Annotated in this window: 23 protein-coding genes; 10 read left to right on the forward strand and 13 right to left on the reverse strand. The window is 66.2% G+C overall.

Annotated elements, in window-relative coordinates; translation table 11 throughout:
• Window positions 1-11: 11 nt before the first annotated feature.
• From V2B31_RS19750 to V2B31_RS19760, 3 genes are read left to right on the forward strand one after another with little or no spacing between them, the layout of a single operon-like run.
• Complete coding sequence (locus V2B31_RS19750) at window positions 12-1,244, forward strand: PP2C family protein-serine/threonine phosphatase (protein ID WP_328281890.1); 1,233 nt, start codon at window positions 12-14, stop codon at window positions 1,242-1,244.
• Complete coding sequence (locus V2B31_RS19755) at window positions 1,241-1,576, forward strand: STAS domain-containing protein (protein ID WP_328281892.1); 336 nt, start codon at window positions 1,241-1,243, stop codon at window positions 1,574-1,576. Before V2B31_RS19750 ends, V2B31_RS19755 begins: the two co-directional genes overlap by 4 nt.
• Window positions 1,569-1,985, forward strand: a complete 417-nt coding sequence (locus V2B31_RS19760; protein ID WP_328281894.1) for an ATP-binding protein — start codon at window positions 1,569-1,571, stop codon at window positions 1,983-1,985. Before V2B31_RS19755 ends, V2B31_RS19760 begins: the two co-directional genes overlap by 8 nt.
• Here V2B31_RS19760 and V2B31_RS19765 read toward each other — a convergent pair.
• Together V2B31_RS19765 and V2B31_RS19770 are read right to left on the reverse strand one after the other, a co-directional pair.
• The gene (locus V2B31_RS19765) at window positions 1,975-2,412 is read right to left on the reverse strand and encodes an SPOR domain-containing protein (RefSeq protein WP_328281895.1); all 438 of its coding nucleotides are present in this window, start codon (window positions 2,410-2,412) and stop codon (window positions 1,975-1,977) included. The genes V2B31_RS19760 and V2B31_RS19765 overlap by 11 nt on opposite strands.
• Window positions 2,409-4,139 carry a glycosyltransferase gene (locus V2B31_RS19770; RefSeq protein WP_328281896.1) on the reverse strand — a complete coding sequence of 577 codons (1,731 nt, stop codon included), beginning with the start codon at window positions 4,137-4,139 and terminating at the stop codon, window positions 2,409-2,411. Before V2B31_RS19770 ends, V2B31_RS19765 begins: the two co-directional genes overlap by 4 nt.
• Window positions 4,140-4,637: 498 nt before the next feature.
• On the opposite strand from V2B31_RS19770, the gene V2B31_RS19775 reads away from it, so the two are divergent.
• The 7 genes from V2B31_RS19775 (at window position 4,638) to V2B31_RS19805 (ending at window position 12,471) form a co-directional block, all read left to right on the forward strand.
• The gene (locus V2B31_RS19775; protein ID WP_328281944.1) at window positions 4,638-6,320 is read left to right on the forward strand and encodes an ABC transporter ATP-binding protein; all 1,683 of its coding nucleotides are present in this window, start codon (window positions 4,638-4,640) and stop codon (window positions 6,318-6,320) included.
• Window positions 6,317-7,381 (forward strand): efflux RND transporter periplasmic adaptor subunit, encoded by a 1,065-nt coding sequence (locus V2B31_RS19780; protein ID WP_328281897.1) that lies wholly within the window; start codon window positions 6,317-6,319, stop codon window positions 7,379-7,381. Before V2B31_RS19775 ends, V2B31_RS19780 begins: the two co-directional genes overlap by 4 nt.
• Before the next feature lie 2 nt (window positions 7,382-7,383).
• Window positions 7,384-8,841, forward strand: coding sequence for a TolC family protein (locus V2B31_RS19785; protein ID WP_328281946.1), 1,458 nt, complete (start codon window positions 7,384-7,386; stop codon window positions 8,839-8,841).
• A 119-nt stretch (window positions 8,842-8,960) separates the two neighbouring features.
• On the forward strand, window positions 8,961-10,934 hold the full coding sequence (locus V2B31_RS19790) for a pilus assembly protein (RefSeq protein ID WP_328281899.1): 1,974 nt from the start codon (window positions 8,961-8,963) through the stop codon (window positions 10,932-10,934).
• The gene (locus tag V2B31_RS19795; protein WP_328281901.1) at window positions 10,931-11,533 is read left to right on the forward strand and encodes a TadE/TadG family type IV pilus assembly protein; all 603 of its coding nucleotides are present in this window, start codon (window positions 10,931-10,933) and stop codon (window positions 11,531-11,533) included. The genes V2B31_RS19790 and V2B31_RS19795 overlap by 4 nt, the downstream gene beginning before the upstream one ends.
• Window positions 11,534-11,541: 8 nt before the next feature.
• Window positions 11,542-12,186 (forward strand): TadE/TadG family type IV pilus assembly protein, encoded by a 645-nt coding sequence (locus V2B31_RS19800; protein ID WP_328281903.1) that lies wholly within the window; start codon window positions 11,542-11,544, stop codon window positions 12,184-12,186.
• 15 nt (window positions 12,187-12,201) lie between these two features.
• A complete protein-coding gene (locus V2B31_RS19805) occupies window positions 12,202-12,471 on the forward strand; it encodes a hypothetical protein (RefSeq protein ID WP_328281905.1) in 270 nt (89 codons plus the stop codon).
• 296 nt (window positions 12,472-12,767) lie between these two features.
• On the opposite strand, the gene V2B31_RS19810 is transcribed toward V2B31_RS19805, so the two are convergent.
• From V2B31_RS19810 to V2B31_RS19860, 11 genes are all read right to left on the reverse strand, one after another.
• Window positions 12,768-15,080, reverse strand: a complete 2,313-nt coding sequence (locus V2B31_RS19810; protein ID WP_328281907.1) for a xanthine dehydrogenase family protein molybdopterin-binding subunit — start codon at window positions 15,078-15,080, stop codon at window positions 12,768-12,770.
• Window positions 15,077-16,063 (reverse strand): FAD binding domain-containing protein, encoded by a 987-nt coding sequence (locus V2B31_RS19815; protein ID WP_328281909.1) that lies wholly within the window; start codon window positions 16,061-16,063, stop codon window positions 15,077-15,079. Before V2B31_RS19815 ends, V2B31_RS19810 begins: the two co-directional genes overlap by 4 nt.
• Window positions 16,060-16,566: a 2Fe-2S iron-sulfur cluster-binding protein gene (locus tag V2B31_RS19820; RefSeq protein WP_328281910.1), complete on the reverse strand. Its 507-nt coding sequence runs from the start codon at window positions 16,564-16,566 to the stop codon at window positions 16,060-16,062. The genes V2B31_RS19815 and V2B31_RS19820 overlap by 4 nt, the downstream gene beginning before the upstream one ends.
• Before the next feature lie 71 nt (window positions 16,567-16,637).
• Window positions 16,638-17,069 carry a MarR family winged helix-turn-helix transcriptional regulator gene (locus V2B31_RS19825; protein WP_328281912.1) on the reverse strand — a complete coding sequence of 144 codons (432 nt, stop codon included), beginning with the start codon at window positions 17,067-17,069 and terminating at the stop codon, window positions 16,638-16,640.
• Window positions 17,070-17,162: 93 nt separating this feature from the next.
• Window positions 17,163-17,516, reverse strand: coding sequence for an adenosylmethionine decarboxylase (gene speD / locus V2B31_RS19830; RefSeq protein WP_328281914.1), 354 nt, complete (start codon window positions 17,514-17,516; stop codon window positions 17,163-17,165).
• Window positions 17,513-19,108: an NAD(P)-binding protein gene (locus tag V2B31_RS19835; protein ID WP_328281916.1), complete on the reverse strand. Its 1,596-nt coding sequence runs from the start codon at window positions 19,106-19,108 to the stop codon at window positions 17,513-17,515. Before V2B31_RS19835 ends, speD begins: the two co-directional genes overlap by 4 nt.
• Window positions 19,098-20,648, reverse strand: a complete 1,551-nt coding sequence (locus tag V2B31_RS19840; RefSeq protein WP_328281917.1) for a polyamine aminopropyltransferase — start codon at window positions 20,646-20,648, stop codon at window positions 19,098-19,100. Before V2B31_RS19840 ends, V2B31_RS19835 begins: the two co-directional genes overlap by 11 nt.
• Window positions 20,641-20,853, reverse strand: a complete 213-nt coding sequence (locus V2B31_RS19845; protein ID WP_328281918.1) for a DUF350 domain-containing protein — start codon at window positions 20,851-20,853, stop codon at window positions 20,641-20,643. The genes V2B31_RS19840 and V2B31_RS19845 overlap by 8 nt, the downstream gene beginning before the upstream one ends.
• Before the next feature lie 9 nt (window positions 20,854-20,862).
• Entirely contained in the window at window positions 20,863-21,009 is a 147-nt protein-coding gene (locus V2B31_RS19850; RefSeq protein WP_328281920.1) for a hypothetical protein, read from the reverse strand.
• Window positions 21,006-22,349: a DUF4178 domain-containing protein gene (locus tag V2B31_RS19855; protein ID WP_328281922.1), complete on the reverse strand. Its 1,344-nt coding sequence runs from the start codon at window positions 22,347-22,349 to the stop codon at window positions 21,006-21,008. The genes V2B31_RS19850 and V2B31_RS19855 overlap by 4 nt, the downstream gene beginning before the upstream one ends.
• Window positions 22,339-23,004 (reverse strand): DUF4178 domain-containing protein, encoded by a 666-nt coding sequence (locus V2B31_RS19860; protein ID WP_328281924.1) that lies wholly within the window; start codon window positions 23,002-23,004, stop codon window positions 22,339-22,341. Before V2B31_RS19860 ends, V2B31_RS19855 begins: the two co-directional genes overlap by 11 nt.
• Window positions 23,005-23,009: the final 5 nt, after the last annotated feature.

Genomic DNA, 23,009 nt, shown 5'->3' on the forward strand with positions numbered 1-23,009 from the left:
GGATGTGGCGAATGGAGCAGGTGGACGGGTCGGCCTTTGCGGAACTGGAGCGCGGCGGGCGGTCGCTGTCGATCCTCGCGGTCGATGACGATGACCTCTTCCTCGATTATCTGACCTGGGAGCTGGAGACGCTGAATGCCTCGGTCACCGCCGTGACCGATCCCGACCGGGCGCTGACCCTGCTTGCGGAGGGCGCGTTCGACATGTTCGTCACCGACTGGCAGATGCCCGGCACGGACGGGATCGCACTGGTCGAGCAGGTCCGCGCCCGCCATGGCCGCGACGCCTTCCTCCATGTCGTCATGACCACCGCGCGCGGCGATTCGAGCACGGTGCGCGCCGCGCTGGAGGCGGGGGTCGACGATTTCCTGTTCAAGCCGCTCGACCGGCTTCAGCTGGAACTGGCGATGGCTTCGGCCCGGCGCAATGTGCTGCTCCACCGCCGGTTGCATCGGCGCAATCATCATCTGGCGGTCGCCCATGCGCGCACCAGGGAAGCCTATCGCCGGCTGGAGGCGGACCTCGACGCCGCCGCCGGGCTGCACCGGCGGCTGCTGCCCGAGCCCGACCCCGCCGATCCGGTGCGCCTGGCCTGCGCCTATCGCCCGGCGCAGCATGTCAGCGGCGACACGATCGGCCTCATCCCGATGCGCAACGGCGCGCGGCTCTTTTTCCTCGCCGACGTTCAGGGGCACGGCGTGCCGGCGGCGCTTTCCTCCTTCCACATCCATCATCGCCTCGCCCAGCTTGCGCCGGAGACGCCCCCTGCCCTGTCGGCCGCCATCGCCGACCTCAATCGCGAGCTGACCGGCGAGCGCTCCGAAAGCTATGCGACGCTGGTCTGCGGCCTGCTGTGGCCCGACCGGCGGGAGGGATGCATCATCCGCGCCGGCCATCCCGCACCGCTGCTGATGTCGGACGCGCAAGTGAGGCCTCTGGACATGCCGGGCGCTTTCCCGCTCGGCTGGTTCGAGGATGCGATATTCGAGCCTGCGCCCTTCTGGCTTGCGCCCGGCGACCGGCTCATCCTCTATTCGGACGGGGTGACCGAGTGCAGCGACGGCAATGGCGTCCAGCTCGACCTCCCCGGCCTGTGCGATCTGCTCGCGCGCGCCGCTGCCGCGCCCATCGACGCCATGGTGCGGCATGTCGAGGAGGCGCTGCGCGCGCGGCGGGGGCTGGTGGGGTTCGAGGATGATGTGTCGCTGCTGGCGCTGGAACTGAAGGAAGGAGAAAGAGCGTGACGACGATCAGTCTGGACGGCGATGTGACGGTGATCGCGGTCGATGCCGAACGGCTCGACGCAGCGGCCGCGCCGGCTTTCAAGACGCAGGTGCAGGGCCAGCTCGACCGGTCGGCGCGCAAGGTGCTGCTCGATCTGCGCCGGGTCGCCTTCATGGACAGCACGGGCCTCGGCGCGCTCGTGTCGCTGCTCAAGATGCTGGGCAAGGATGGCGCGGTGGCGGTCGCGGGCGCGCAGCCTTCGGTGCGGCGGCTGTTCGAACTGACCCGGCTGGACAGCGTGTTCCGGCTTACCGACGGGCTGGACGAAGGCCGGGCGGCGCTTCGTGGCTGAGCCCGCCCCCTTTACGTGCCTCGCGCGGCTCGATTGCGTGCCGAGCCTTGCCGATCATCTGCGCCGCTGCTGCGCCGGCGGGGCGGTGCCCGACGCCGCGCTGATCGACCTGGAACTCGCCCTAGTCGAAGCGGCCAACAATATCGTGATCCATGGCTATGCCGGCCGGGACGATGGCGTCATCGAGATGACGGTGGCGCATGACGAAGCGGCGATCATGCTCGACCTGTGGGATGACGGCGCGCGGATGCCGGAAGGCCAGCTGTCCGCCTGCCGCCCCTTTTCGCTCGATGCGGAAAGCGGGCGCGGGATCGGCATCATCCAGTCCTGTATTGACGATATCGCCTATAACCGCGAGGGCGACCGCAATCATCTGCGGCTGACCAAGCGACTGCCGGCTAGGGACTGACCAGCCGACACGCTTCGCCTCGCGCCGTCATCGCATCGCACAAGGCACGGGCATCTTGTTCCGGCATCGGCCCCAATTGCGCCCGATATAATTTTCGGAAAGGGTCGACCCGCACCCCCGGCCGATTCGCCGCATCCAACGTCTCCCGCGCGGCCTGCGCCTTCCGCTCCGCCAGCGCCTGGCTGGCATAGGCGCCGATCTGCACATAGGTCGCGGCGGGCGGGGCCGCTGTCGGCCGGTTCGACGGTGGCGGGTTCGGACGCGCAGGATCAATCTCCGGCACCCCGGCGTGGGCGGCCGGTCGCCTGCCGGTCTCCTGCTCCAGATGATCGTCCTCGATCCTGACGACAAGCGTGCCCGCGACCGCCAATATCGTCGCGAAGATCAGGTGGCTGCGGCCTTTGCGCAATCCCTCGCGAAAGCTCATGCCGCCTGCTCCGGCTTCCAGAAGGCGGCCCGGACCATGATCGCCATGGCGAGAATATTGTTAAGCCCCCAGAGTCCGTTGGCGATGAGGCCGCCCAGCGTATAGGGGCCGATTCCCAGCGCGAAGGCGGTCGCCGCCCAGGCCAGCCCCGCTAGAGTCGCGACCATCACCGCCACCTGCGGCCAGACGAGGTGCAGGAAATTGCCGTCCTGCCGCTCCTTGGGCGTGACCGGAAACTTGATCTTCTGCTTGCGGAGGACCGCCCAGAGCGCGCGCAGCGATATGGGGAAGGAGGCGAGATAGCTGACCTTCCCCTTATAGCCCGACATGCCCCAGGTGCCGGCCATGAACGCCAGTTCGTTCATGATGAGGAAGGGCAGCGCATGGCCGAAGAAATCGCCGGTATAGGCGCTGACTGGCGCGACGCCAAAGAACAGATAGACGAGCGGCGCGAGCAGGAAGGCAAGGTTCCATACCGCCCCCAGATAGGACCAGAAGGTCGTCAGATACATGAGCCGCTGGCCGATCGACATGCCGGGAGCGGTAACCGGATTGTCGTGGAAGAAGATGTCGAGGCTGCCGCCTGCATATTTGAACCGCTGGATGGTCCAGGTCAGCAGATCCTGGGGCGAGAGCATCTTCGATTCGACATATGGGTGCAGCACGGACTTCCAGCGCCGGTGCCGGTCCTGATGCAGGACGATGGAGGTGTAGATATCCTCCGACACATGGAATTTATACGGGGTCAGTTCCTCCGCCTGCGCCGCCTGCCAGCGGGCCAGCGCCTGCGCCTGCGCCTGCGGGTCGGCGCTGCGGCGGCCGATCCGCGCGAGCCGCGACCGCGTCTCGCCGCCCGCCTTGGCGATGGCGTCGCCATAGGCGCGTAGCGCCACAAACATCACCGCTTCGCGCCGGTGTAGCGAGGCCGCGCCACAGCAGAATGCGGCATTGAAGGCGTTCCGACGGCGCTGGATGATGTCGTAGAACATGGCCGGATCATTGGCGAACGGGTCTTCGCCAATCCTGATTTCGCCGAAAACCGCCTCGACCGCGCCGCCAATCCATCGCCCCGGCCGCCCGAGGCGCGCGCCCATCCAGTCGCGCAGCCGCTCGCCCTCCGGCAGGTCGTAGAACCATTGGGGGGTCTGCACGAAAGCGACATCGGGGTCGCGGAAATAGCCGAGTGTGCGTTCTAGCAGGGTCGGGAAAGGCCGGGTGTCGGCGTCGCAGATCAGGATGAAGTCGCCGCCCGTCTGCTCCATGGCGTTGCGCAGATTACCGGCCTTGAAGCCGACATTATTGTCGCGGCTGATATAGCCCACGCCCTCCTCGTCCGCGACGGCGCGCATCGTCGGCCGCCGGCCATCGTCCAGCACATAGATGGAGCAGGCGATCGGGTGCGGATAGGTCATCGACTTAGCGTCGCGGATGCTGAGCCGGACCAGTTCCTCTTCCTCATTATAGGTGGCGATGAACACATCGACGCTGACGGGGCGGTCGTCGCCCGCATGGGCCTGGACGCACTGGCCGATCGTCTCGGGCGGCGGCCTCAGGGGGTAATCCTGGGTTTTCCACAGGTTGAGCGTGAACAGGATCAGCCCGAAATAGGCGCAGCTTTCCGCCAGAACGAGGGGAATGGAGAACCACAGCGCGTCCCAGTTCAGCGACTCCGACCACCGCCAGGCGATGTAACGCGCACCCAAAGCGAGGCTCGCCAAAGCGAGCAATTGCCAGATTTTCTCGCCGATGACCGACCGTGGAAGCGGATCAGGGGGCCGGCGATGCTCGAAACGGGAGAAGTAGAAGCTAAAGCCCAGCCCCCACCCGGCTTGGACCCGCTGCCTGCCGACCGGATCGGGTGGGATCGTCGCATCTGCATGGGTAAAAAGTTAAGACTATAAAATTAAGCAGAAATTAAGATGCGGGCCGGCTTCCGGTCTGCGGCCGACAGGCACGGGCACAACCAAGCGACGGCGCGCATTGCGGCGGCTGCCGTCGCATTTCCCATTAGACGGACCTCGTGGGTCTCGGACTTCGCGCCCCGTTTGACTGGAGTCAAAGAGCGTGAGGACGCACAACGGTTCGACAAAGTTACAGGCCGAACAGATCAGAGCCACATCAATGTAACCATTTTGTGAGGTAATGTTGCCGCGCGGATGCCGGAACTTGTCTCGCTGACGACCCTTCCTATAGCTGACCGCATAATCACAGACATGAGGTCGAAATTGGCTGGGGAGCGTTTGGGTCTGCGGCATGCTGCCGCTTGGCTTTCCGAGATTGTGGGGCCGGACAGGGGCTATGTGAATGTCGGCATCGTCTACACGTTGGCGATCACCCTGCTGTCCCTGGCGACGCCGATTTCCGTGCAGCTGCTCATCAACTCGGTGGCGCGGACTGCGCTTGTCGCGCCATTATGGATATTGTCCGGCGTCCTGTTGGTCCTTCTGCTGCTGGTCGCCTGCCTCAGCGCGCTGCGCATCTATCTGCTGGCGATGTTCGAGCGCCGCATCTTCGCGCGCGTGGTGGCGGAGGTCACCGTGCGCGCCGTCCATGCCCAAAACCCCTTCTTCTCCGACGAAAGCCGGGGCAGCCTGTTCAACCGCTATTTCGACATGGTGGTGGTGCAGAAGGCCGTTCCGAGCCTGGTGATCGGCGCTTTCACGATCATCCTTCAGGCGGCGGTCGGGCTGGTGGTGACAAGTTTCTACCATCCCTTTTTCCTCGCGTTCAACATCGTGCTGGTGGCGACCTGCCTGCTGATCTGGCTGGTCTGGCGGCAGGGCGCGATCACCGGCGCAGTCGGCGTGTCCCATGCCAAGCATGAGGCGGCGCACTGGCTGGAGAGCGTCGGCGCATCCAACGGCTTCTACAAGTCCGCCCGCCATCTGGACTTCGCCATGGACCGGTCCGAAGCGGTGACGGCGAACTATATCCGGGCGCACCGCGCCTATTTCCGCTACAGCTTCGCGCAGGCGCTGGGCTATTTCCTGGTCTACGCAATCGCGGCGGCGGCGCTGTTAGCGCTGGGCGGAAACCTCATCCTCGCCGGCCAGCTTTCGATCGGGCAGCTGGTCGCGGCCGAACTCATCCTGTCGGGCGTGTTCTACGGCATCTATCAGCTCGGCTGGTATCTCGACACATTCTACGATCTGGTCGCCAGTTCCGAGGAGCTGTCGCAGATATTCGCGATTCCGCAGGAGCCCCGCGGCCTGAGCGGGCAAGCGCCGCCCGACGGATCGGTCCGGTTCCGCAGCGTCGAGCTTGGCGAATCCCGCTTCGATTTCGCGATCGCCAGCGGCGAGCAGGCCGTCATCGTCGCGGAGCCAGGAGTGGAGAACCAGATCGCGCTGCTGCTCAAGCGCCACGCGACGCCTGAGCGGGGATTGCTGTCGATCGGCGGCAGCGAACTGGGCAGTTTCGACATGTATCTGCTGCGGTCGGCGGTGATGGTCATGAACCGGCCGACCATCGTTGATGTGACGATCCGCGACTATCTGAAGCTGGCCGCCGGCCGCGATGCCGATGGCGCGACGGTCATGCGGACGCTGGATCTGGTGGGGCTGGCGGCGCGGATCGCCAGCCTGCCCGACGGTCTCGACACCCAACTGGCAAGCTCCGGTTCGCCGCTCTCGATCGTCGAAGTGATGCAGCTCAAGCTCGCCAACGCGCTGCTCAGCCGGCCCAAGGTTCTCCTGCTCTCGCAGCTCTACGACATGATGCCCGCGCAGCCGCTGCGCGCGACGCTGGGCGTTTTGCGCGAAGAGGGCACGACGGTGCTGCTGTTCACAGGCCGCCCCGAAGCGCTTGCGCTCGACAGCTGCTTCTGGCTCGGCACGCGGGCGCAGCACCGCTTCGCCGACCGGGCCGAGCTGGCGGGCTTCCTTGCGACGCAGGAGGGGCGGGCATGACGATCGAACCGGCGCAGCTCACCCATTTCCGCTCGCTCGCGCGCCTGAGGCCGCCGAGGGTGGCGATCGTCGTGGCGTGGCTGATCCTGCTCGGCCTCTGCCTCGCGGTCGCCATCCTGTTCGTGCCCTGGCGGCAGACCGCGCAGGGCGGCGGGCAAGTCATCTCGCTCGACCCCGACGACCGGCCCCAGCAAGTCTCCTCGCTGGTCGACGGCCGGGTGCAGCGCTTCTTCGTGCGCGACGGCCAGTTGGTCGAGGCGGGCGATCCGATCGTCCAGGTGGTCGATGTCGATCCCGATTTCCTCGCCCGCCTCGCCGCCGAGAAGGCTGAGGTCGAGGCGCAGATCGCCGCGATCGAGCAGGCGCGCGCGGTCGCCTCGATCGACGTGGGCCGCACCGGCCAGCTCTTTTCCGAAGGGCTGGCGGCCCGGCGCGACTATGAGCAGACCCAGATCAAGGTCGCCGACGCCAATGCCAAGCTGGCCGAAGCGCGGGCCAAGCTCAAGCAGATCGAGGTGCGGCAGCGGCGGCAGTCCGCCCAGATCGTGACCGCGCCGCGCGACGGGCGGGTGCAGGATTTGAACGCCGCCGCCGGCGGCGCGCTGATCTCCGCCGGCACTGTGCTGGCTATGGTTGCGCCCGAACAGATCGAGCGGGCGGTCGAACTCTATATTGACGGGCGCGACGTTCCGCTCGTCGATCAGGGGCGGCCGGTGCGGCTGGAATTCGAGGGCTTCCCGGCGTTCCAGTTCAGCGGCTGGCCGGCTTTCGCCATTGGCATCTATGACGGGCAGGTGCGGTCGGTCGATCCGACGCCGCGCGCCGACGGGCTGTTCCGTGTGCTGGTCGAACCCATGCCCGGCAAGCCTGCCTGGCCGGAGCGCCGCTTCGTGCGGCAGGGGGGCAAGGTATTGGGCTGGATTCAGGGCGACAATGTCACGGTCGGCTATGAATTGTGGCGGCAGCTCAACGATTTCCCGCTGAACTTCGGGCAGGACCAGGTTGCCCAGAAACAGCAGGAAAAAGCGGAAAAAAGCTCGATCGAAAAGAAGAAGAAGTGACCATGCGCTCTTTGATCGGCATAGCTGCGTTGCTGATCGCCGCTGCGGGATCGGCGGCGCATGGGCAGGAGAGCGCGGCCGCCTCGCCCGATCCGGCGCGCGCGGGTGGTCCGTTGACCTTGCAGGAGGTGCTGCGATCCTCCGCCCGCTCCGCGCCCGACATCATCGCGGCGCTGGCCCGCAACCGCCAGGCAGAGGCTCGCGCGTTGACGGCTGAGGGCGCGTTCGACACCGTGTTCGCGGTCGAAGGGCGCAGCCGGATTGCGGGCTATTATGACGGGACGGAAATCGCCGGGAAGGCAGAGCAGCCGCTCACCGACAATGGCGGCTATCTCTATGGCGGCTATCGGGCGTCGCGCGGCGACTTTCCGGTCTATGAAGACAAGAGCTACACGAATCGTCTGGGCGAACTGAAGGTCGGGGCGCTCTATTCCCTGCTTCGCGACCGGCTGATCGACGCGCGCAGGTCCGAGTTTCGCCTCGCCGCCAACGATATCGACATCGCCCGGTTCGAGGCCCGTGCCACCAGCATCGGCGTTCAGGCGCGCGCGATCGAAGCCTATCAGAAGTGGGTGGCGGCGGGGCTGAAGCTGAAAGCCTATGCAGCGCTGCTCGCGCTGGCGCAGGACCGCACCCAGGGCATCCAGCGGCAGGTGGCGCTGGGCGCGAAGGCGGACATATTGCTGGTCGAGAATGAGGCCAATCTGGTCAAGCGGCAGGCGTTCGTGGTCGAAGCGGAGCAGGCGCTGCGCGCGGCGGCCGTGAAGCTTTCGCTTTATTTCCGTGACGCGCAGGGCCTGCCCGTCGTGGTCGACGATGCACGGCTGCCCGAGGATGCACGCGCGCTTGAGGGGATCAGGACGGACCCTGCGTTCAATCTCGAGGGGCGCCCTGACTTCGCGATCCTGCTGGAGGAGATCGACCAAGCGACGGTCAAGCTGGCGCTTGCGCGCAACGACATGCGGCCGCGGCTCGACCTTAGTGGCGAAGTCGCCAAGGATGTGGGGCCGGAGGGGCTGGGCGGGTCCAGCCGGACGCCGCTCGAAATGATCGTCGGCGTCACCTTCAAGATTCCGCTCCAGAATCGCAAGGCGCGGGGCAAACTGGCCGAGACGCAGGCCAAGATCGATGAGCTGTCGGTGAAGCAACGCTTTATGGCCGAGAAAATCCGCGCCGAAGTGGCGGCAATCGGGATCGAAGTGGATACGGCCCGCCAGCTTGTCGATACCACCGAGCGCGAGCGGGTGCTGGCGGAGCGGCTGGCAAGCGCCGAGCGGCGGCGCTTCAGCCTGGGGTCGAGCGATTTCTTCCTGGTGAACCAGCGCGAAGAAAGCGCGACCAACGCGCAAGTGAAGCTGATCGAAGCGCAGGCGCGTATCGCCGCCGCCCGCGCGGAACTGGCGGCGGCGACGGCCGACGAACATGCGCTTGGGCTCGATCGGCCGTTGCCGGTGGAATAAGCGCGTCCGGCAGACAGGCAGGCGCATCGATCTTAACTTAGGTTATTCTTTGAAAATCATAGGGTTAAGCGCTTCTCAACCTCCCTCCCCTATGGACGCTTCTTCAGGAGGGGCGTTGCATGGGATTATTGAAGAGGCTGCGCGATAACCAGGCGGGCAATGTGCTTGTGCTGGTCGCGGCCGGGTTCATCCCGCTGCTGGGGTTCATCGGCGGCGGCGTGGACATGGCGCGCATCTACCTCGTCAAGACGCGGTTGCAGCATACCTGCGACGCCGGCGCGCTGGCGGGGCGCAAGCAGATGGCGGGCGGCGCGTGGAACGCCAATGCCGACAAGGCGCGGCGGACCGCCGAGGGCATTTTCAACATCAACTATCTCGACGGCGCTTATGGATCGAGCGCGCTTTCCAAGAGCTTTACCGAAAGCCGGGGCAAGGTGACCGGGACAGCGGCGGTCACTATCCCGATGACCGTCATGGTGCTGTTCGGCCAGTCGACCAAGCGGATCAGCGTCACCTGCGACGCGGAAATGCGGATTCCCAATACCGATGTGATGTTCGTGCTCGACACCACCGGATCGATGGGGTCGATCAATACGGGCGACAGCGATACCAAGATCAACGGCCTCAAGAAGGCGGTCAAATGCTTCTACGAGGCGCTGGCGAAGATCGACACGACCGCCGAATGCGGCAGCAGCCCGACCGCCAGCAGCAACAACAACGTCCAGCTGCGCTTCGGCTTCGTGCCCTATTCGTCCAACGTCAATGTAGGACGCCTGTTGCACAATGACTGGATGGTGGACGCCGCGCAGTACCAGTCGCGCAAGGCCAAGAATGCGGGCGGGACCGATGTGGATGGCTATAAGGAAGGCGAAGCGCAGGTCGTGTCGACCGAGCAGGTGCCCTATAACATGAACTGGAGCGCCTGGGACAATGTCGGCGCGCCAGGCGGGACGAGCTGCACCGTTCCGGCCGATACGATCGATATGACCGGCGTTGAAAGCGCGCCCTATAATGAGGCGAGCACGGTCAGCGGCGACACGCGAACCGTAACCTGGTCCACCAATCAGGACGGCCGCTATTATAATTTCCAGGGAGTGATGACCGGCGGAAAATGCCAGATTCAGCGGCGTTACCTGAGCGGCTATCTCAAGCGTAATTATCAGCGCAGCGATGCGTCGGGGTTCAAGGAATGGTCCTATGAGCGGCTGAGCTTCAACGTATCGGCGCTCAAGGCCGGGGGCAGCAGTTGGAACGCGGCGATCACAGCGCCGGTCGGCCCTTATGGGCAGAATGCATCGATCGGCTGGGACGGCTGCATCGAGGAGCGGCAGACATACCGTAACAATGACGACGACCCGACCGGCGAGTTCAGCCCTATCCCGGCTAGCGCCCATGACATGAATATCGACATGGTCCCGACCACGGTCGAGGCGACCCGGTGGCGGCCGTTGCTGCCCGACCTGGTATGGGGCCGCTATGACAGCGCGGGCAATTGGACGACGGCGAAGGTCAAGACGACCAGCGACCTCAGCCGCAACTATACCTATGCTTGCCCAGCGGCAGCATCCAAGCTCAAAATCTACACGAGCGCCAATGCGTTCGAGGGCTATGTCAACAGCCTCTACCCCAACGGCAACACCTATCACGACATCGGCCTGCTGTGGGGCGCGCGGTTACTCTCGCCAACGGGCCTGTTCGCGTCCGAAAACGCCTTCACCCAAGCGGGCGGCGAGATCGAGCGACATATGGTGTTCATGACCGACGGTGACACCGTCACCAACAATCAGGGCTATACCGCGCATGGCGTCGGCTGGTGGGACAGGCGGCAGACGCGTAACAATGCCGCGCCGAGCAACGAATTGCTGACGGCGGTCGTCAACGAACGCACCAAGGCGATCTGTTCGGCGATCAAGGCGAAGAACATCACCCTTTGGGTCGTGTCGTTCGGCACGGGCGTCAGTTCCGCGGCGCAGGCGCTGCTCCAGTCCTGCGCCTCCCCCAACCGCTTCTATGTCGCCAGCAACAGCGCCACATTGATCTCCAACTTCCAGCAGATCGCCGACGAAATTTCGCAGCTGAGGCTGACGCGATGAGGATGCGCCGTCTTGCCACGGATCAGACGGGGGCGACGCTGGTGGAGTTCGGCCTGATTTCCACGCTGTTCGTGACCACCCTGCTGGGCTTCCTGGATCTGGGCCACAGCCTCTATATGCAGTCGGTGCTTCAGGGCGCGGTGCAGAAGAGCGCGCGCGACGCGACGCTGGAAAGCGGCAAGGCGGAGGCGCAGCAGGGGCTGCTGGACGATATGGTGCGGCAGCGGGTGATGAACCTGGCGTCGAACGCGACAGTCAGTTTCTCGCGCCGCTATTTCCGCGACTTCACCAAGGCGGCGCAGCAAACGGCCGAAGCCTATCAGGATATCAACGGCAACGGCCTGTGCGACAATGACGAGCCGTTCCAGGACAATAACCGCAACACGGTGTGGGACAAGGATGGCGGCGACAACGGCCAGGGCGGAGCGAAGGACGATGTCGTCTATACGGTGCGGATCACCTATCCGCGCCTGCTGCCGGTCGCAAAGCTGATCGGGCTTCCGGCCAATGTCACGGTGGAGGCCCGCACCGTGCTGGAGAACCAGCCGTTCGGCGAGCAGGGCAGCTATGGCGCGCCGCTGGTGGGGCATTGCGTATGAGGCGGCGGTTGGGGCGGACCATCGCGGCGCTGCGCCGGGACCGGCGCGCGGTTGCCGTGGTCGAATTCGGGCTGGCGCTGCCCCTCATGACGATGGTCGCCTTCACTGGGGCGGAACTCACCAATTATGTGACGACCAAGATGCGGGTCAGCCAACTGGCGCTGCATGTCGCCGACAATGCGGCGCGGATCGGCACCGGCACAGTGCTGGCGAACAAGCAGATCACTGAAGCGCAGATCAACGACCTACTGACCGGCGCGGGGCTGCAAGGCGGGCGGCTGGACCTCTATACCCATGGCCGGGTGATATTGAGCAGCCTGGAACCGGTCGCCAATCCCAACCCCACCAACCGCTTCCGCATCCGGTGGCAGCGATGCCGCGGCGCAAAGGTCTGGCCATCCTCTTATGGCCGGGCGGGCGACACCAACCTCACCGGCATAACCGTGGGCGGGCAACTGGCAACCGCGCCGGACGACGGCGCGCTGATGTTTGTCGAGGTCGCCTACAATTACCAGCCGTTGATCGCCCGCCTTTTCATCCCGAACGGCCAGATCACCGCGGTCGCGGCCATGACGGTGCGCGACCAGCGCGATTTCGGCGGCGGGAACAACGGCATCTACAATAATGAGAATATGGTCCCATCGACCTGCTGAAAGGGGCGCAACGCCATGGAAAAGCTCATCCTGATCGTGCTCGGGCTCGGCCTCTTCATCCTTGCCATGGGGGATGAAAGCGGCGGCGACGCCGAGGCGGGCGCGGCTGTCCCAGGCACGCCGGCAAGCGCCGTCATGACCGTCCCCATGGGCGGGATGCGCCCCGCCTATGCGACGGGGGCGCCCAGCCCCGAGCGCGAGCCGCTCACACCCGTCAACCCGATCCCGCCCGCATCGGCGCTGCACGGCAAGGTCATCGACGACCGTTACCAGCCGGACGGTTGACGGAATGCCTCGGCGCTAGTTCAGCGATATGAGTTTCGCGATTTCATCTTCCAGTCTGACGTATCGCAGAGCGCCGCCGGGCTGGTCAAAATGCTGCGACCAGACGGCGACGGTCAACTTACGCCGCCCGGCCGCCGAGGCCCGAATAACCCGGCACCTCGACAGCATATCGGGTTTCAAATTGATCCGGCCACACAAGGTGGCGCTCTCGCCTAATGCTCAGCCGGCGACGCCTCTCATCGCCATGGCCTTGCATCGGCAGGAATGCGGTAGCTGACGACACCGCTTTCAACAGATCAGATCAGGCGATCGAGCGTTAGGGGCAGGTCGCGCACGCGCTTGCCGGTTGCGTTGAAGACGGCGTTGGCGATGGCGGCCGCTACCCCCGTTGTTCCGATCTCGCCGATCCCGCGCGCGCCGAGCGGCGTGCGGGGGTCGGGGATGTCGGTCCACAGCACATCTATGTCCGGCACGTCGAGATGCACCGGCACATGATAGTCGGCGAGTGACGTGCTCATGATGCGGCCGGTCCGCTCGTCAAGCAGCGTTTCCTCGGTCAGCGCCATGCCGAGGCCCATAATCATGCCGCCCTTGAACTGGCTGGTCGCGGTCTTGGCATTGAGGATGCGGCCGCAGTCGAAGGCGCCGACGAGGCGATCGACGCGGATTTCGCCCGTGACCGCGCTGACGCGCAGTTCGCAGAAGTTGGCCGACGTGCTGTGCATCGCATATTTCATGATCTCGAGCGGCGCGCCGCTTTCGCCGATCACGCTCACCTCGCCCCGGCCGGAACGGCGCAGGATGGAGACGAGGCTTTCCTGGCGGGCGGGATCTTCGACGCTGCGAAGGCCGCCGTCTGCGAACTCGACCTCGCTGGGCTTGAGGCCTGCGAGCGGCGTGTCGTTGCCCGCCAGCCGCAGCAAGTCTGTCACCAGCTTGCCGGTCGCCGCGCTGATCGCCGCGGCCAGGGACGCGGTCTGCGACGACCCGCCGGCAAAGCTCGCGAAGGGCAGGCTTGAATCCCCGATCGTCACGGTGACGCGATCGAGCGGCAGGCCCAGGCGATCGGCGGCGTGCTGCCGCTGCACCGTTGCCGTGCCCATGCCCATCTCGTGCGCGGCGCTGGCGACATGCGCGATGCCATCGGCGTCGATGGTGATGCGCACGGACGTGCCGGGCATACGCATGAACGGAAAGGTGCCGGTGGCGCAGCCCATGCCGATCAGCCACTCGCCTTCGCGCCGCATCCCCGGCTGCGCGATGCGCCGGTCCCAGCCGATGCGCGCCGCGCCGAGGTCATAGGCCTTCATTATCGCGCTCTGCGAATGCGGCGCGCCGCTGACCGGATCGCAGGTCGCGACGTTGCGCCGGCGCAGTTCGATGGGGTCCATGCCAAGCGCATGCGCCAGTTCGTCCATCGCACATTCGATGGCGAAAGTGCCTGGCGCCTCCCCGGGCGCGCGCATGAAGCTGTTCGCCAGCAGGTCGAGATCGACATAATGCTGGACGATGTCGAAGCTCTCGGATGCGTAGAGCGAGCGGCCGGTGAGGGTGAAGCCTTCGTCGCTGATGCTGTGCAGCGGCTTGACGCCATAGCCATGATGCAGCAGCGCCTTGAGCTTGCCGTCGGCATCTGCGGCCAGCGCTACCCGCTGCTCAGTCTGGGTGCGTCCGCCGATCAGCCGGTGCATGCTGGCGCGGGACAGCGCTACGCGCACCGGGCGATTGGCGAGCTTTGCAGCGGCCGCGCCGAGAATCTGGTGGTCCCACAGGCCCTTCGCACCGAAGCCTCCGCCCACATAGGGCGAGCTTAGCTCGACATCGTCCGGCTTCAGTCCGAATATTTTCGCGAGCGAGCCGGCGGTGCCGTGGATCATCTGGGTCGCGTCGTGAACGATCAGCCTGCCGTCGCGCCAGACGATCGTCGCGGCGTGGGGCTCGATCGGATTGTGATTCTCCCAGGGCGTCGTGTAGACGGCGTCGATCTTGAACGCGGCCTGCGCGAGCTTCTTGCTCGCGTCGCCCTTTTCCAGACGATTGCGTTCGACGAGGATCGATTCGGGCGTATAGGCGCTGGCCTTGCCTTCCCCGAACCGCGTGCGCGCCGGCGCAGCGTCATAGCGCACCCGGATCAGGGTGGCCGCATGGTCGGCCTGCTCGCGCGTGTCGGCCAGCACCACCGCCACGACCTGCCCGTTCCAGCGTATTTCGGCATCCTGCATGATCGGCAATGTGTGATTGCCGGCGGCCTTGAGGTTGGTCATGCCGATCGGCGGCGGAACGCTCATTTTGGGCGCGTTGCGATAGGTCATGACCAGCGCGACGCCCGGCGCCGCCTCGGCTGCCGATACATCGATATCGGCGATGCGGCCCCGCGCGATCGTGGAATGGACGAAGGCGGCGTAGAGGAGCTTCTCCATCGGCACTTCGGCGGCGAACCGCGCCTTGCCCCGGACCTTGTCGGGTCCGTCGATCCGTGACTGTTGCTCGCCGAGCGACACGCGCTTGTCGATCAGGGGATCGGGCGTGCCGCCGGGCAACCAGCTTGCCGGCACATGGCCGATGACGGCGCGCACGCCGCCGACGATGACATTTTGCAGCTTGCTCATGGGTGCGCTCCTGCAAGGGCGGTCAGGACAGCGACCGTCGTTCGTTCCACCAGATCGATCTTGAAGCCATTGCCCGATAATGGCCGGGCGCCGGCCAGTTCCTCGCGGATCGCGGCAAGACATGCGTCAGGCGTCGGCGCGGCGCCGACCAGCGCCGCCTCTGCCCTGGTCGCCCGCCAGGGCCTGGCGGCGAGCCCACCCAGCGCAATGCGGACTTGCGTGACGCGCCCGTCAGCGAGCGCCAGGCCGCCGGCAACGGAGATCAGCGCGAAAGCGTAGCTGGAGCGATCGCGGACCTTGCGATAGTCGGCGTTCGTGGTTGCGGCCGACGGCGGCGGCAGTTCGACGGCGGTGATGAGTTCGCCCGGCTTCAGCACGGTTTCCACGTCTGGCGTCGCATCGGGCAGGACATGAAAGTCCGTCAACGGCACCGATCGGTCGCCGCCCGGACCGGCGAGATGGACCACGGCATCGAGCATGGCGAGCGCCACGCACATATCGGACGGGTGGGTCGCGACGCATTGGTCCGACGCGCCCAGGATCGCATGATAGCGATTGAAGCCGTCGAGCGCGTCGCAGCCGGCGCCCGGCTGCCGCTTGTTGCAGCGTGCGCCATCGACATCGTAGAAATAGGGGCAGCGCGTCCGCTGGAGAATATTGCCCCCGACCGTCGCCATATTGCGGATTTGCGCCGACGCGCCGGCGAGCAGCGCGCGCGCAAGCACCGGATAATGACGGCGCACGCGCGGATCGGCAGCGAGCGCGGCGTTCCTGACCGACGCATCGATCAGCAGCCCGCCGCTATCGGTTTCGCTGATGGCGCCGCCCAGACGGCTGACATCGACCAGTTCGCTCGCCTGTTCGACATTCTGGCGCAGAAGATCGACGAGGTTGGTCCCGCCGCCCAGAAGCCGTGCGCCACTCTCGATGCGAGCAAGGGCGTCGGCCCGATCCGCCGCGCGGAAATAGGTCAAGGGCGTCATGCCGCCGTCTCCGCCAGCATCTCTTCGATCGCTTCGACAATCCCGTTATGCGCGCCGCAGCGGCAGAGATTGCCGCTCATGCGTTCGCGTATCTCCATCCGAGTTACGGCCGGCGCAGCGGCGAGATCGAGCGTCACATAGCTGGGCTCGCCGCGCCGCAGTTCCTCCGCCATGGCGATCGCCGAGCAAATCTGGCCGGGGGTGCAATAGCCGCATTGCAGCCCGTCATGCGCGATGAAGGCCTGCTGCAACAGGTGAAGATCGCCGCCTTCGCCAGCGAGGCCTTCGATCGTCCGCACCTCGCCGCCGTCCGCCTGTGCCGCCAGCGTCAGGCAAGACAGGACGCGGTTGCCGTCGAGCAGAACCGTGCAGGCGCCGCAAGCACCCTGATCGCACCCCTTCTTCGTGCCGGTGAGGTGGAGATGCTCGCGCAACAGGTCGAGCAGCGACACTCTTGCATCGTCAGGCACGGAAACCTCCGTGCCGTTCACCCATAACGCCATGACTGCGCTCCTCGTGCTGGTGCGACACCGCTCCTTCAGCGTGGCATGAGATATGACGAAGTTCGGACTATTCAACCATCGTTATAGACGATCTTGGTAATCATTGCGATGAACCGATCCCGTTCCTCGGGGGACAGCCGTAACAGCATCAGCATATACATCTGCCGGTAGGCCTCAACCTGTGCCTGCGCATAAGCCGCGCCGGCTTCGGTCAGGGTGAGCGCCACGGCGCGCCGATCGGCCTCGATACGGTCGCGCCTGAGGAAGCCGCGCCGCACGAGCCGGTCGGTCGCCGAGGACAAGGTGGTGGTGGGTACGTCAAGGAAGCGGGCGACATCGGTCGGGCCGCAACCGGCATGGTCCGCGACATAGAGCAGCACCGCCTTGTCCAACTCGGCAAGCGGGCGCTCGGTGCGCATGGCGGCGGCGAGCTTATATCGTCGCGCGAAGGCTTCAAACGCAGTCCCGAGCGCGGCGAGCTGGTCTTCGGTCGGATCGGTCATGCTCGCCGCATATCGCGTTTCAGCCTCCATTGGCCAGCATTACCCAGGTGTCGGTGTAAACCCGTCCGTCGATGAACCGAGCGACGGTGGCGCCTAGACCCCTCTTTTGACCTCCTTCGTGACCGTCCGTTCGGGGGTCAAATGCTCGGTCAAAGATGCCAGAGCCGCCGCTGGATCATGGCGCGCGCCGCACAGGAAAATATCGGCGGCGGCATAGCCATGTTCGGGCCATGTGTGGATCGACATATGGGATTCGGCGAGCAGGACGACGCCGGTGACCCCCTGCCCTTCGCCGAAATGATGGAGGTGAAGGCCGATCACACTCGCCCCTGCCCTTTCCGCCGCGCTGCGCAGGGCGGCTTCTATCAGCGCCGGATCGTTCAGCACCGGGCATCCGTAGAAGTCCGCCAGCAGGTGCCGGCCGTCATAGGTGGAGGGTGGGATCATAGGAAAGTCTCATGCGCATGGCCGAGCGAGGACAGCGCGGCTTCGGCGGCGGTCATGCCCTGATAATGGGCTTCCTCGAACAGGGACAGGCCGCTCATGTCCGAATGGGCGCGGAAGAAGGGCGGCCGGATCGCCGCCCGCTCAGCCGGTGCGACCTGCCACAGAAAGCCGGGCGTCGGCCGGATCATGGCATGGCCCCATTTCCACAGGTCGATCGACCGGATCGCGCCGGCGAGATCGGGGTTCATTTCGAGGAGATCGTCGCGCACCAGCCGCCGCCAGTCGGCGTCGGTGCGCTCGACCAGAAGGCGGCGCGCGGCGGCGGGCGGCATGTCGGACAGCGCCATGTACCAGGTGAGGACGGTGGGGCCTTCGCGCGAGGCGCTCTGGTGGGTGGCGACGACATAGCCGAGCGAGGCGCTGGTGGCCGAGACATTGTCCCATGCCAGCGCGCTCCCCTTGCCCGCCGGCGCGCGATCGACGGTGATGTTGGCGACGAGCCAGGGGGCGTAGCTGAAGGCGGGATCGGGCTTTTCGCCCAGCAGGCGGCTGGCGATGAAGTGCGGCATGGCGAGGATGACGGCGTCGGCGCGGTAGCGGATGCTGGTCCCCCGCGCGGCGTCAAACACATCGACGATCGCGTCCTTGCCGTCGGTGCGGGCGCGGAAGGCGATCTGCCCGGTCACGACGCGGCTTCCCAGCCGGTCGGCCATCAGCCGGGTCAGGCGGCCATTGCCTTCGGGCCAGGTGAGGTCATTGTCGCCCGCGCCATCGGCGGTGAAGCCGCGCCGGCTGGCGAAATAATGGACGCCGGCCCAGGCGGACAGGTCGGCTGGCTCCGCGCCATAATCGTCGCGGCAGGCGTAGCGGACATGGGCGCGCAGCACCGGCGAGGTCCAGCCTTGCGCGTCGAGCCAGTGCGCGAAGCTGATCCGGTCGAGCGCCAGCAGATCGCCGTCCTGCGCGCTGTAGGCGATCGGTATGGCGAAGGCGGGGCGGCCCTGCGCGTCCCGGCGGCGGGAGAAATCGGCCATGGCGCGGTCGAAGGCGGCGAGATCGGCCCTGTCCTTTGGCGTAAGGCCGGTTTTCGGTACCAGTCCTTCCTGCCATTTGCCCTGCCACAGCAGCCGCTCCTGAAGGTCGGCGCAAAGCTGAAGCGGGTCGTAGATCGGGTGGCCGTCGCGATCCCCCACGATCATGCCGAACTGGCGCAGCATATGGCGCAGGCCCCGCGCTTCCCGATTGGGGATGGGGAGATAATGGGCGCCCAGCGGATAGGCCGAAACGCCGTTGCGGCCGCAGCGGGCATTGCCGCCGGGCTGGCCTTCCAGTTCGATCAGCAGGAAATCGTCGAACCCCGCTTCGCGCAGGCGCCAGCCGGCGGCAAGGCCCGCGACCCCGCCGCCGGCGATCAGCAGAGGGACATGCGCCTCCTGGACCGGATCGGGGAAAGCGCCGTCGCGCAACCGATGGCCGAGGGCCATGTTCGCGCCGCCGCTGCCGCCGGAGACCGGCGCTTCGCAGCCCGGCAGGGCCAAAGCGGTCGCCGCCGCCGCCCCGCCCTTGAGCACGGCGCGCCGGTCAGCCTTCATAGCGCGCCCATTCCTCGGCGAAGCTGCGCACCAGCGCCTGATTGTCGAGCCGGTTCACCGGCACCGGGCGGCGCGCCATGTCGGGCGGGAAGATCAGCGCCTGTCGCGCGGTCGCGTCCGACAGGAAGCGGTTGTCGGGCAGCAGCCGGGTTGCAACGCCGGGATCGCTCAGCCCGGCGAGGATGAAGCCCCATTCGCCGAAGCTCGGCACATAGACATGATAGGGACGGGTCTGGAAACCGGCCGATTCCAGCGTCTGCGCCACGGTCCAAAAGGCGGCGGGCGCGATCAGCGGCGACGTGCTCTGGATCACCGCCATGCCGCCGGGCGCGAGACGCGGGCGCAGCATCCGGTAGAAGGTCTCGGTGTAGAGCTTGCCCACCGAAAAATCGACCGGGTCGGGGAAATCGACGATGATGACGTCGAACCGCGCCTTCGTTTCCCGCACCCAGCGAAAGGCGTCGGCATTGACGACGTGCATCCGCCGATCGGTCAGCGCGCCGCCGTTGAGCGCGCGCAGCAGGCTGGTGCGGCTGAACAGGCCGGTCATGGCGGGGTCGAGATCGACCAGAGTGACGCTGCGCACCTCGCGGTGGCGGAACACTTCGCGCGCGGCGAGCCCGTCGCCGCCGCCCAGGATCAGCACATGCGCCGGGCGGGCCACCCGGCCCATAGCCGGATGCACCAGCGCGTCATGATAGCGATATTCGTCGCGCGAGGAGAATTGCAGATTGCCGTTGAGATAGAGGCGGATGTCGTCGTCATGGCGGGTCAGCACCAGCCGCTGATAGGGGCTGGAGGTGGCATAGATGACGCGCTCCCCATAGGCGGCGATTTCCGACCAGCGCTGGATGCGGTCGGCCAGCAGGAAGCCCGCGATCAGGCTGGCCGCGACGACGAGCGCCAGGATGCGTTCGCGCATCAGGCTGGCGCGGGCGGGCACTAGGAGGAGCAGGAGCAGCGCCACGCCGACATTGAGCAGGCCGAACATCAGCCCGGTGCGGATCAGCCCCAGATGCGGCACCAGCAGCAACGGAAACAGCAGCGACGCCGCCAGCGCGCCGACATAGTCGAAGGTGAGGACATTCGACACAGTCTCGCTGAAGTCGAAGCGATCGCGCAGGATGCGCATCAGCAGCGGGATTTCGAGCCCCACAAGGAAGCCGATGACGAAGACGAGGCCGTAGAGGATCGGCCGGAACTGCTCCACCAGCGGGAACAGCAGGAACAGCCCAGCCGCCGACCAGCCGCCGAGCAGGGCGACCAGTATCTCGACCCGGATGAACAGGCGCAGTTCGTTGCGCTTCACATAGCGCGAGCACCAGCTGCCCACGCCCATGGCGAACAGATAGGTGCCGATGATGGTCGAGAATTGGGTGACGCTGTCGCCCAGCAGATAGCTGGCGATGGTACCGGCGAGCAGTTCGTAGATGAGGCCGCAGGTCGCAACCGCAAAGACGCTGGCCAGCAGCAGCCCGACCAGCGCGGTGCGCCTGCGCTCGGCCAAACCGACCTGCGGGGCCGGCGGCGTATCAGCCATGAATGGCGGCGGCGACGATGATGCCCAGAGCAATGGCGATCGCGCCCGCGAACTGGGCAACAGCGACATTCTGCTTGTCGCGTATCTCCTCCCACAATTTGCCGGGCGTCAGCAGATCAAGGATGATGAAGCCGACGACGAAGACGGCAATGCCGACCCCGGCATAGAGCAGCGAATTGAGCAGGATGGGAAGCGAGGTGACCATCGACGTCTCCTATTTATGCGTGGGACCATAAGCGCGGGCGGCTCCCGTTGTCCGCCCGCCGTCGGCGAAGGGGGAATAGCCCTGCGATGCCGCGGCGAGGTAGAGGCCGAGCACGCCCAGGCACCAGAGCGCATAGAGGAAGCTGCCGCGGCTCATGGCGATTGCATCCCCTGCCACCAGTCATCGGCATCGGCCGGCGCGCCGTCCTTTTGCGCAAGGCGGGCATTTTCAAAGAGGATGTGGAACAGCAGCATGAGCAGCGGGGGCGCCAGGATCATCAGCGTCGCGAGCCAGAAGTTGGACAGGAAGCGCGCGCCCCGCGCTACGGTCAGGACGACCTCGACGGGGGGCAGTCCGTCGCTTTTGTAGGTGCCGCTCGACGGATCATAGGCGAAACTGCCGGAACTGCCCCAATGATGCGCCTGCGCGTCGACGACAAGGTCATAGGTGCCGGCGGGCAGGCTCGCGACCTTCAGCGTCTGCGACCGATCGCCCTCGGACCAGTAGCCGTCCGAATCCTGACCCGAATAATGTTCGTTGAGGGCGTAGGCGTCATACCTGTCCTGCGTCTTGCGATTGACGAAGGACACATCGACATCGACCCAGCCCTGCTCGACGCCCGGCGTATGCGCCTCCACCGTCATCGCCTGCCGCGCGAGCGGCAGGACGATCGGGCCGAAGGTCTGCGATACGGAGGGACCGTCCGGCGTGACCGACAGGCTGAAGCGCTGCGGCTGCATGGTGGCGCCGAACAGCGACAACATCAGCAGCAAAGCAACGAAAGCGACGGCGCCGATCGGCCACCAGCCCTTGATGCGCCGGGCGAAGGGGGACGGCTGATGCGCCAGCGGCGTCATGCCCGGAAGCCAGGCCGGCGGCGGCGGCACGTCGAAGGCGGCGCGTATCTCCTTGCCGCTCAGCCATTCGTTCAGCGTCCAGCTTCTTTCCCGGTCATTCTGTTCCAGGCTGAGCATCGCGCCGGGGCGGACATAGTCGGTGGCGCGCACCGTCTCGCCAATCTTCACCCGCCAGTAGAATTCGCCGGCCACGCGCAGGACGCGCGCGCTGTTGCCGCCGTAGAAGACGGTGAAGCGCCGCCCCGCGACGATCGCGTCCGCGCCGTCGAGCCGGGGCGCGGCGGTCAGCATCGTGCCGAAGCTCCAATGCCCGTTCTGCGCGATCAGCCAGCGATAGCCGGCATAGGGGTTGAAGAGGAGATATTCCTCCCACGTCGCCCATCCGTCCGCCCGCTGCATCCAGCCGACCACTTCCCATTCGACCCCGCGCAGCGTGCCGCGCATGCCGAGCGGGATCGCAAGGAAGGCCTGAAGCTCATGATAGCGGGTGATGATCCGCGCGTCGGGATTGGTGGCGTCGATCAGCGTGCCGCAATATTCGCAGGCCAGCGTCACGGTGTAGCCCGCCGCGCGCATCGCGATCGTCCCGCCGCACGCCGGGCAGGCCAGCGTCCTGACGCAGCTGTCGTCAGGCGACATGCGGGTGCAGGCTCCAGCCGGGCAGGGACCGCAGGTTGCGCGGGGTGAGCGACGCCAGGGTCACATAATGGCCGACATAGAGCGAGGGGCCGTGGCGATCCTTCTGAAAGGATGCGGAGCGGCCATCCGCGTTGCGGAAATCGACGCTCAGCGCTTCCCAGCCGGCAGGCGCGGTGAAGGGCAGTTCGCCTTCGCAGCCGATGCAGCGTACCGTGCGCACATCGGCGACTTCATAGGCATGGCCGGCGATGCTGCCGCTTTGACCGGGAACGGCTTCGCCGCCATTCAACAGCCCCCAGATGAGCGGCGCCGTGTCCAATTCGACCTCCCGCAGCGCCATGAACTGGCCCATCGCCTCGCCCATCCAGGCGTGGCTGCCATCGTCCAGCAGCATCAGCCATTCGTTCCACGCGCCATCGTCCCAGGCCCAGCGGACGCGACCGATGACGGTAAAGCCCTGGTCGAAGCATTGCCCCTGCGTGCCGATCTGGATCGGGCTGACGTCGAAGGGCAGCACGGCGGCCTCCCCCATCGCCTGCGCGCTCTGGCTGTAGCGCACGACCAGCGTGCGGCAATGGTCGCATACCCGGACAGGCAGCGCCGGCGAGCGGAAGCTGACCTCCGCGCCGCAATTGGGGCAGGCGACCGACTGCATGAGCG

The organism is Sphingobium sp. (assembly GCF_036170395.1).
GTDB lineage: Bacteria > Pseudomonadota > Alphaproteobacteria > Sphingomonadales > Sphingomonadaceae > Sphingobium.

Bases quoted from the DNA above. Each gene is read 5' to 3' on its own strand.
- V2B31_RS19750 (WP_328281890.1), top strand. From the start codon at position 12: ATGGAGCAGGTGGACGGGTCGGCCTTTGCGGAACTGGAGCGCGGCGGG.
- V2B31_RS19765 (WP_328281895.1), bottom strand. From the start codon at position 2,412: ATGAGCTTTCGCGAGGGATTGCGCAAAGGCCGCAGCCACCTGATCTTC.
- V2B31_RS19780 (WP_328281897.1), top strand. From the start codon at position 6,317: ATGACGATCGAACCGGCGCAGCTCACCCATTTCCGCTCGCTCGCGCGC.
- V2B31_RS19785 (WP_328281946.1), top strand. From the start codon at position 7,384: ATGCGCTCTTTGATCGGCATAGCTGCGTTGCTGATCGCCGCTGCGGGA.
- V2B31_RS19790 (WP_328281899.1), top strand. From the start codon at position 8,961: ATGGGATTATTGAAGAGGCTGCGCGATAACCAGGCGGGCAATGTGCTT.
- V2B31_RS19795 (WP_328281901.1), top strand. From the start codon at position 10,931: ATGAGGATGCGCCGTCTTGCCACGGATCAGACGGGGGCGACGCTGGTG.
- V2B31_RS19805 (WP_328281905.1), top strand. From the start codon at position 12,202: ATGGAAAAGCTCATCCTGATCGTGCTCGGGCTCGGCCTCTTCATCCTT.
- V2B31_RS19810 (WP_328281907.1), bottom strand. From the start codon at position 15,080: ATGAGCAAGCTGCAAAATGTCATCGTCGGCGGCGTGCGCGCCGTCATC.
- V2B31_RS19815 (WP_328281909.1), bottom strand. From the start codon at position 16,063: ATGACGCCCTTGACCTATTTCCGCGCGGCGGATCGGGCCGACGCCCTT.
- V2B31_RS19820 (WP_328281910.1), bottom strand. From the start codon at position 16,566: ATGGCGTTATGGGTGAACGGCACGGAGGTTTCCGTGCCTGACGATGCA.
- V2B31_RS19825 (WP_328281912.1), bottom strand. From the start codon at position 17,069: ATGACCGATCCGACCGAAGACCAGCTCGCCGCGCTCGGGACTGCGTTT.
- speD (WP_328281914.1), bottom strand. From the start codon at position 17,516: ATGATCCCACCCTCCACCTATGACGGCCGGCACCTGCTGGCGGACTTC.
- V2B31_RS19835 (WP_328281916.1), bottom strand. From the start codon at position 19,108: ATGAAGGCTGACCGGCGCGCCGTGCTCAAGGGCGGGGCGGCGGCGGCG.
- V2B31_RS19840 (WP_328281917.1), bottom strand. From the start codon at position 20,648: ATGGCTGATACGCCGCCGGCCCCGCAGGTCGGTTTGGCCGAGCGCAGG.
- V2B31_RS19845 (WP_328281918.1), bottom strand. From the start codon at position 20,853: ATGGTCACCTCGCTTCCCATCCTGCTCAATTCGCTGCTCTATGCCGGG.
- V2B31_RS19850 (WP_328281920.1), bottom strand. From the start codon at position 21,009: ATGAGCCGCGGCAGCTTCCTCTATGCGCTCTGGTGCCTGGGCGTGCTC.
- V2B31_RS19855 (WP_328281922.1), bottom strand. From the start codon at position 22,349: ATGTCGCCTGACGACAGCTGCGTCAGGACGCTGGCCTGCCCGGCGTGC.
- V2B31_RS19860 (WP_328281924.1), bottom strand. From the start codon at position 23,004: ATGCAGTCGGTCGCCTGCCCCAATTGCGGCGCGGAGGTCAGCTTCCGC.